Consider the following 8466-nt stretch of genomic DNA (forward strand, 5'->3'; position numbering starts at 1 on the left):
CCCGATGTCATGAAAATGACTGGGTTTCTCGACAAGCTGAAGCCACGTCCAATGACGTGGCTTTTTGATCTATAGTGATCTGCTTGTTTTACTATAACCTTGACTTTTACTCTTATTTCCCTTTGTAAACCACTCGGACTTAGGTTTGCGCGCAGGGTTTGCCTTCGACTTGGCCGGTTTGGCAACTGGAACCGACGACTTCGAAGATCGCTGTTCGACCTTTACAGCTTGAGTTGCTCGAGCTGATCTAGACATCGGATAGGGATGACCCTTCACTTCTGGAATTGATTTTCCGATTAACTTCTCAATATCCTTAAGGAAAGGAAGCTCATCCACTTCGCAGAAGGAGATCGCAGTCCCGCTCAGTCCTGCTCTACCGGTACGCCCAATTCGATGAACATAGGTTTCTGGAATATTAGGGAGGTTAAAGTTGATGACATGAGATAGCTCATCAATATCAATTCCTCTTGCTGCGATATCCGTCGCAACTAACACTCGTGTGGTTCCACTCTTAAAGCTACTTAATGCTTTCTGACGATCAATTTGCGACTTATTACCATGAATGGCCTGAGCTGAGATGTTCTCTTTGATTAAATCACGTACAACTCGGTCAGCACCACGTTTGGTACGGGTAAATACCAATGCGGAAACAATCGATTTATCTTGTAACAAAAGGTTTAATTGTTTCTGTTTGTTGCCCGTTGCAAGTAAGTAAACAGATTGCGTAATCCGATCGACCGTAGAAGATACCGGAGTAATCTCAACTTTTACTGGGTTAACTAAAATCGATTTGACCATTTTAGATATTTCAGGAGGCATCGTTGCGGAGAAGAAAAGAGTTTGCTTCTTGCTAGGCATTTTCGAAACGATCTTCTTCACATCATTGATAAAGCCCATATCTAGCATCCGATCAGCTTCATCAAGCACTAATATTTGGACATATTGCAAATCAATACGCTTCTGACTCAAAAGATCGATCAGACGGCCCGGTGTTGCAATAATAATGTCCGCACCATGGTTTAGTGCCCGCTCCTGTACCTTCTGTGAAACCCCGCCAACAATCGCCGAACAACGTATGTCGGTATATTGACTATATGCTTTTATGTTATCAGAAATTTGCAAGGCAAGTTCTCTTGTTGGTGTTAATATCAATGAACGTATACGGCGCACAGCATTGGTTTTGCTTTGCTGTTCACTGAGCAGTTGGATGATCGGTACAGCAAATGCCGCCGTCTTTCCTGTTCCCGTTTGTGCGCAACCTAGCAAATCTCTGCCTTCTAACACAGCAGGAATCGCTTGTTCCTGTATAGGTGTTGGTTCAGTATAGTTCTCTTTACTTAAAGCTTTTAGAATTTCCGGTATAATATTCAATTCATTAAATGTCATGTTGTCTCCTTAATTATAAATACACTTTTAACATTTCTTGTAGCGTCTCCACAAGGCACTACTTTACGTCATAACATATAAGGATAACATATATAGATGCAAAAAAGCCACGTCCCACTAAAATGTACCACTTAGAATAGACCATTTAAGGTACCTACTCTATGAGGTGCATTTTAATTTGGACGCAGCCTATTATAGATGATTAATTATTAAAACGTTCTTTAATTAATCCTCCAATTCAACGCTTTCGATTTGTCCATCGGTATTTAGGGTCCATTCAATTTCGACACCTTTGTTTAATCCAAGATTGTCTTCATCCTCAATGACGACTTGACTTGGAATGGTCAAGGTTTGCTGCCCTCCGTTTTTCACCTGAACGGTTACTTGATTGCCTGTAGCTTCTGTAATAATTCCTTCATATTCAAGATTCCGAAGAACGATCTTATCACTCGCATCCGTAATTGTTATTCGTTTTCCGTCGTCTGTAAGTAATTCGACCTTTTTGCGATAGTTATTTTTTATTGCTTCATCTTTGATTACTTTTTTTACTGTCACTCCGCTCGGAAGTCCCTCTGCATCTGAGGTAGTGGATTCTGGTTGGTTTGCTTGGGGATTCGCTTGTTCTACATTGTTAGTCGTATTCGATTCTGTTTGTGAAGGTGTTTCTGCTGGTGGAGTAGTTCCTTGTGTTTCAGTTGGAGTCTTAGTACAACCGCTTAGTAAAATCAATAAACAGGTTAGAAGAAGTGTCGCATGAAACCGTCGCTGAATGGTGCGTTTTTTGAATATCATTATATTACTACCTCCATTAATTTTACTTGTAAACCTGAGTTGTACTTGGAAATAGTTTTCACTTCTTATTATGCTATTATGCACAATCTACTCTTCAACGTTCTTATCATCCATTTTTCGTTTGCGCGTGATTTATTTATTAACTTGATGTGATAAGCATTAATTGCCACGAGACACCGAATTTATCATTCACCCAGGCATACTTCTCACTTACAGGGGTAGAACATATTGGCATTAATACCGTTCCCTCTTCAGATAACTTCTGATAAAGTGCATCAATCTCTTCAGCTGTCTCACAGGTTATAAATAATGAAATGCTCGGTGTAAAGTTGAAGTTATGTTCTTCTTTACTATCAATACACATATAAGTTTGTCCATTTAAAGTAAAGATAGCATGTAATACGGTCCCATCTTCATGATACAACACCTTATTTATTTCTGAATTATCAAACAAAGTGGTATAAAAATTCATAGCCTCCATAGCTCGTCCAGAAAACATAAAAAAAGTAGCAATTTTTTGATGGTCCACTAAAGAACACTCCTTTTATAGGCTATAAGTCCCATGCAGATTATCCGATTTTATTTTATTTCCGTCAAGCATCAGTTTCATAAATATATAAGCCCTTGAAAAATTTCAAGGGCTTCAGCATGACCGATTCATAATCTTAGAAAGAATATCCATTATAAATAGTGTTAAAATGGATTATCATATTCGCAATTATTCTTCTTTAGCTACAATACGACGTTTAACTACTTGAGACTGATACATTCTCCATCCCGTTAACAGGGCAGCAGCTAGACATATACATGCTGAGGTTACGAAGACTGTATGCATCCCCGTTAAGAAGACATCTGGCCGATCAGGAACCAATCCAGTTACACGATATCCAACCTCTCTGCTCATCACATTGAACAAAATCGTTGTTGCTACTGTAATCCCCACAACCATCCCTATATTCCGAACTAGTGAGTTCACACTACCTGCCGAACCAAGCTGGGTTCGCGGAACTTGTGACATAACAAGTGAATTGTTAGGTGATTGGAATAGTCCACTACCAATACCCAGCATAGCAATCCAAGTACCTACGACGATTAAAGAGCTTCCAGCATGAAGATTAGCCAAACCAAATTGGGCAATGACCATAACAATAAGCCCCGCAAAGGTCAGTAGTTCAGACCCGATTTTGTCAGATAAAGCACCACTAAGAGGTGATACGATGACCATACAGATAGGTAAGAGCATCAGCAGAAGACCTGCATAGTGTGGAGACAAATCCAACATATTCTGAGCATAAAATGGAGCGATAATATTAAAACAAAAATTCGCCGTAAACACGAGAAATCCGCATAGAATACTGAGCGAAAACGATACATTCTTGAACAATGACAACTGGAGTAGCGGCTCTGACCGAATTAACTCAACACGTAGAAATAGAACCAAAATAACGGCAGCAGCGATAAGAGAACTAATGATCCAGATATTATTGTAGCCATATTGCTGACCAAGAAGCAGCCCCGCAAATAATGTAACGATAAATAATGCAAATAACGAGCTACCTGGTACATCAATTTTCGCCTTTACCCGTACAAGGTCCTTCGGAAGCACTTTCCATCCCATAATAATAGCGAATAGGCCGATCGGAATATTTACCAAAAAGATATATTCCCAACCCATTGAGGAAATAATGATACCCCCCAAACTAGGCCCAGCAATACTTCCCAAAGAGACAAACGTACCAATCAAACCCAGTGCTTTTCCTCGTTCATTTGCTGGGAAGATGTCTGTAATAATTCCTTGGCTGTTCGCCATGGTCATAGAAGCACCTAAGGCCTGAACAATCCGTGAAACAATCAAAAATGGCAGTGAACTGCTCAGTCCACAAAACAATGAACCTATGATAAAAATAACAGTGCCGATTTTAAAAATTCGGATTTTCCCTACAATATCGCCGAGTTTGCCAAAAAATAAAATGGCCGAACAGATAGCCATCAAATAACCCGTTGTCACCCATTCAATCTGAGCTATTGGTAGACCCATTTGTTTGGACAAAACAGGTAGCGCAATATTGACAATACTTCCATCCAAAGTGGACATAAAAGTAAATAAGTTAAGAACAATAAGGATAAGCCAACGTTTCTTCTGAATTTCGGCATCCTCCTGATAATTCCCAAGAATTGAATTCATAAGCAACCTCCAAATCACGAATGTACATTGGTTGCGTGCGCAACTATGTTGTACTATCAGTTTACTCCATATTAGTTGCGCATGCAACAACTTTAAGATAGTATGAGTATGACGTCTTATACGGATGAGGTGCAACTTTGAAGAAAGAACCGATTGGTAAACTTATCTCTTATATTCATCGACAGAATCAAAAAAATCTCGCAAAATATTTATCTCCCTATGGACTTGGTAGCGGAGGACAACATACCTTTCTTAAGTCTGTGCTACAGAAGCCAGGGATTACGCAGGATCAACTAACACAGCTACTGAAATTCGATAAAGCAACGACAGCAAGATCAATCAAACTATTGGAACAGTCCGGGTACATCGAGCGTAAACCGGATCCGAATGACCGCCGTTCTCACCTTCTATATCCGACGACAAAAGCAATTGAATTTGCCCCTGAACTTCAATTGATGTTAGATAATTACAATAAGAAGCTTGTTCATCATTTAAGTCCTGGAGAAGAAGACTTACTTATCTCCCTCTTGCAGAAGATTAACTTTGAGCTGCAGGATGAATAGTGGTGAGAACACAATAAAACTCCAAGCCACTTGTGGACTTGGAGTTTGTTTTATTATATGAAATGTATAAGGATGCTATAAAGGCAGGTCTCTTTTTCGAAACAGAACAATGGCTAAACCAAATGAAACCAATCCGATGGCGGAAAGAATGAATGAGATTACAACCATATTCACATTTCCGCTTATAATTTCGCTGGGTTTATATAAGGAGAAGATGGAGATGTTCCTCATCCATTGAATCTTGTCGCTAAGTTTACCCAATAGATCCAAGCTGAAGAATCCAAAAGTAATCATCCCGGAAATACCACGTGCCTTCTTCTCATCATTGGAAAGTGAGGACACTAGGAAGGTGATACCCCCGATTGCGAAGAAGAGTAGGAACGCTGATACATTCATCTCAATGAACTTGGTTGTATCAAATTCATAACCTTTTCCCAGAAACCACGCATTTCCGACAAATCCGGCAATCGTCGTGACGGCCATGATCAGAAATAACCCCGTCGTCAGCACACTTGCTTGCGTGAAAGCGACTTTCCCCCGTGTCGTCGGGGTGGTTAATAAATAGGACATGGAACCTTGGTCTACCAATTTAGCCATAAGCTGAGTTGATAGCTGCACGCATACGATAGCAAGGATAAGAACTAGAATTAATCCGTAATATTCTCCTGAGATAAATGCCTCTGCACTCCCAAAGCCATTGAGACCAAAAGCTTTCCCTACACCTTCCGGCATGGACTCCACCAACTGATCGATAGCGCTCGAATTGCTGGCGATACTAGGATACAACCAGAACATGAGAATGATATAAAAGGCAGATCCGAATGCATAGTTCATAAAGCTCTTCATGTTCACTTTCATCATCTGCTTATATAAGGTAGCATTCATTTCATCGTCCCTTTCCGATCATAGTAATTCATAAATATGTCCTCTAGGTTCTGACTAAATATATCGATATTACGCACCTTGTACTTTACCGTCTCTTCTAGGAATTTATCGTAATTACCCTGAATGGCCACCCTCACTCGATCCCCTTGGTGTGATTCAATAAGCAAGCCAGAGTTTAGAAATGATGTCACATCAGCATGGTCTTCGAAGATAACTTCAAACACCTTCCGCTGCATGGATTGTAGTTCGTGAATATCTTTGACAGCAATGATGACACCATCCTTGATAATCGCAGCACGATCGCAAGTCCGCTCGATTTCGGCGAAACTGTGCGACGACATCAGGAATGTTTTCCCCAAGGCCTTCTCCTCCAGCACAATCTCAATAAATACCTTCTGCATAAGAGGATCCAGGCCTGATGTCGGTTCATCCAAAATTATAACTTGCGGATCATGCATGAGTGCTGCAACGATTCCAACCTTCTGCTTCATCCCTTTGGACATTTTACGAATGGGCGTATGAACATCAAACTGCAAACGGTCGATCAGATTAGCACGCTTAGACAAGTCTTTCATTCCTTGCATTTTAGCTATGAAATCCAGGAACGTCTTACCCGTCATTCCTTCGATAAAAGATATTTCCCCCGGCAGATATCCTGTGTAAGCTTGAACTTTCCCCTGTTCCTTCCAGGTATCTAGCCCATTCACCTTCACAGATCCTTTGTCCGGTTTCATGAAGCCCATGATATGCCGATTCGTCGTAGACTTCCCTGCCCCATTCGGGCCTAAAAAGCCAAAGACCTCACCTTGCTCCACCGAAAACGATACATCAAAAATTCCTTTCCCGTTTGAAAAGGTCTTCGTCAAATGCTCAACGGTTAACATTACGGCACCTCCAAGAATGAAGAAATGAAATATTATCATTAAGATATTTCATATGTTACAATATACCTGAAAAGTTACTTCGTCAATGATTTTATGAAATATATTTGTGTTTTCATTTCATAAGTATGTAACAATCTATGAAGTTAGGGTGAACGATGATGAATGGTTTTGAGAAAAGGGCCAACTTGATCAAAGAAAAGATCATGAAAACTACTTTAGATATGCTACAAACGTCGGAGCCTAAGCGAATTCGCATCGCTGATATTTCCAAGACAGCTAAAGTATCGCAGGTCACGATATATAATTATTTCGGGAGTAAAGAGGCTCTGCTCCGGGAAGTATTCATTAACTTCGCTGACAAAGCTATCCTTGATTTCGAAGAATACATGAACGAAGGCCATTCTTTAAAGGAAAAAATCGAGCACATTATCTTTTTGGAGAAAGAATCCTATAGAGGTTTCCCCCCCGGTCTTATCAAAGAGCTCTTGATCGAAGATCATGAACTAGCCAGTTATATCGAAAAGCAATACAAAGAGAAAACAATCCCATTGACGGTTCGCCTCATTGAGGAAGGTAAACACAGCGGCGAAATTTCGAATGACATTTCCATTGAGAGCGTTCTGGGCTTTATTCAACTCTATATGAACCAATATGAAAACTTATTGGAAATGGCCCAGCAAAGCGGGAATATGGATAAATTTTTAGATGAAATGGTCCATATGTTTTTTCACGGCATTTGTGGGAAGTCATAAATAAAACAACAGCTCCTCGACTCGGTCGGACAGGCTATTGTTGAATGAAATAGTACGAGATATAATAACGGCATAGAGGTCGTGAGGAACACGCCGCTTTAATACAATTCACACGCTGAATGGAAATTCGGGATGAATTGTATTAGAGCGGCTTTTGTTTTCTTAATGGAATCTTTAAGAGAAGTTAGGTTGCTTTTGATGCAGAAGGAGGAGGAGTACAATGTCACGGTTTGAGCAGCAATATGAAGAATGGTTAGCGTCAAATATAGCTACAGAAAGGAATCCCAGACGAAGGGAGTTACTTGATAAGGGGCTAGGCCATGGGACTGTCGAGTTCCTTCGATCCGTATGGTTTCCCGCTATTGGTAATTTGAATCACCTATTTCCTGAATGGGAGGTGCGTGACTTTAGTAACGGCTATCGGTACTTTGATCTTGCCTATATGCCTGGAGGAGCAAAGGGCGGTATAGAGATTCAGGGTTATGGGCCTCATGCAAGGGATCTTGATGTAAAGCGATTCAAGGATTTATGCAGACGACATTGCTTGTTAGCTTTGGATGGGTGGACATTCCTTCCGATTGCTTATCTTTCTATCACTGATGAGCCCGAACAATGTCGGCAGCTAGCCCTCTCATTTGTTGGGAAGTTCATCGCGTCAGACGTACCTTCCACATTATCATGTCTTGAAGCCGAAACCGTCCGTCTTGCACGACGCCTTTTGCGCCCATTTACTCCTACTGAGCTTGCCGAACATCTCAAAGTGAGCGATCGACATACTAGGCGTATTTTGCACACACTCATTGAACTACAACTACTAGACATTGCCAGCGGCCAGCAGCGTGTTCGAACCTACAAGCTTCGGTTGTAAATGTGCATGACGGTAGCATGGGCGTAGTAAAACATACTATGTTGCGAGAACGGTGTGTTTGGCGGTAAACCTTACTCTGATGCGAAAACTTGTGTGTTTGGTGGTAAAACTAGAACTAGAATAAAAAGTGGACACCTCGATAAGAGAATTC

9 protein-coding genes are annotated in these 8466 nt (G+C 40.8%); 3 read left to right on the top strand and 6 right to left on the bottom strand.

Annotated features, from left to right (window positions below; all coding sequences use genetic code 11):
* Positions 1-69 precede the first annotated feature (69 nt).
* The 4 genes from EJP82_RS27440 to EJP82_RS27455 all read right to left on the bottom strand — a co-directional run bounded on the left by EJP82_RS27440 (position 70) and on the right by EJP82_RS27455 (position 4363).
* Complete coding sequence (locus EJP82_RS27440) at positions 70-1386, bottom strand: DEAD/DEAH box helicase (RefSeq protein WP_127195258.1); 1317 nt, start codon at positions 1384-1386, stop codon at positions 70-72.
* 225 nt (positions 1387-1611) lie between these two features.
* Positions 1612-2178, bottom strand: a complete 567-nt coding sequence (locus tag EJP82_RS27445) for a hypothetical protein (protein ID WP_127195259.1) — start codon at positions 2176-2178, stop codon at positions 1612-1614.
* A 139-nt stretch (positions 2179-2317) separates the two neighbouring features.
* Positions 2318-2707 carry a VOC family protein gene (locus EJP82_RS27450; RefSeq protein WP_127195260.1) on the bottom strand — a complete coding sequence of 130 codons (390 nt, stop codon included), beginning with the start codon at positions 2705-2707 and terminating at the stop codon, positions 2318-2320.
* Positions 2708-2896: 189 nt separating this feature from the next.
* A complete protein-coding gene (locus EJP82_RS27455; RefSeq protein WP_127195261.1) occupies positions 2897-4363 on the bottom strand; it encodes an MFS transporter in 1467 nt (488 codons plus the stop codon).
* Between the two features lie 137 nt (positions 4364-4500).
* Here EJP82_RS27455 and EJP82_RS27460 point away from each other — a divergent pair, with 137 nt between their 5' ends.
* A complete protein-coding gene (locus EJP82_RS27460) occupies positions 4501-4926 on the top strand; it encodes a MarR family winged helix-turn-helix transcriptional regulator (RefSeq protein ID WP_127195262.1) in 426 nt (141 codons plus the stop codon).
* Positions 4927-5001: 75 nt separating this feature from the next.
* On the opposite strand, the gene EJP82_RS27465 is transcribed toward EJP82_RS27460, so the two are convergent.
* Together EJP82_RS27465 and EJP82_RS27470 are read right to left on the bottom strand one after the other, a co-directional pair.
* On the bottom strand, positions 5002-5811 hold the full coding sequence (locus EJP82_RS27465; protein WP_127195263.1) for an ABC transporter permease subunit: 810 nt from the start codon (positions 5809-5811) through the stop codon (positions 5002-5004).
* Entirely contained in the window at positions 5808-6695 is an 888-nt protein-coding gene (locus EJP82_RS27470) for an ABC transporter ATP-binding protein (protein ID WP_127195264.1), read from the bottom strand. Before EJP82_RS27470 ends, EJP82_RS27465 begins: the two co-directional genes overlap by 4 nt.
* A 155-nt stretch (positions 6696-6850) precedes the next feature.
* Between EJP82_RS27470 and EJP82_RS27475 the strand changes: the two genes are divergently transcribed.
* Complete coding sequence (locus tag EJP82_RS27475; RefSeq protein ID WP_246054459.1) at positions 6851-7447, top strand: TetR/AcrR family transcriptional regulator; 597 nt, start codon at positions 6851-6853, stop codon at positions 7445-7447.
* Between the two features lie 220 nt (positions 7448-7667).
* Positions 7668-8315, top strand: coding sequence for a transcriptional regulator (locus EJP82_RS27480; RefSeq protein WP_127195265.1), 648 nt, complete (start codon positions 7668-7670; stop codon positions 8313-8315).
* The last annotated feature ends 151 nt before the right edge of the window (positions 8316-8466 follow it).

The organism is Paenibacillus anaericanus (assembly GCF_003994475.1).
In the GTDB taxonomy this organism is placed as follows: Bacteria; Bacillota; Bacilli; order Paenibacillales; family Paenibacillaceae; genus Fontibacillus; species Fontibacillus anaericanus.

Bases quoted from the DNA above. Each gene is read 5' to 3' on its own strand.
- EJP82_RS27465 (WP_127195263.1), bottom strand. From the start codon at position 5,811: ATGAATGCTACCTTATATAAGCAGATGATGAAAGTGAACATGAAGAGC.
- EJP82_RS27470 (WP_127195264.1), bottom strand. From the start codon at position 6,695: ATGTTAACCGTTGAGCATTTGACGAAGACCTTTTCAAACGGGAAAGGA.
- EJP82_RS27475 (WP_246054459.1), top strand. From the start codon at position 6,851: ATGATGAATGGTTTTGAGAAAAGGGCCAACTTGATCAAAGAAAAGATC.
- EJP82_RS27440 (WP_127195258.1), bottom strand. From the start codon at position 1,386: ATGACATTTAATGAATTGAATATTATACCGGAAATTCTAAAAGCTTTA.
- EJP82_RS27480 (WP_127195265.1), top strand. From the start codon at position 7,668: ATGTCACGGTTTGAGCAGCAATATGAAGAATGGTTAGCGTCAAATATA.
- EJP82_RS27445 (WP_127195259.1), bottom strand. From the start codon at position 2,178: ATGATATTCAAAAAACGCACCATTCAGCGACGGTTTCATGCGACACTT.
- EJP82_RS27455 (WP_127195261.1), bottom strand. From the start codon at position 4,363: ATGAATTCAATTCTTGGGAATTATCAGGAGGATGCCGAAATTCAGAAG.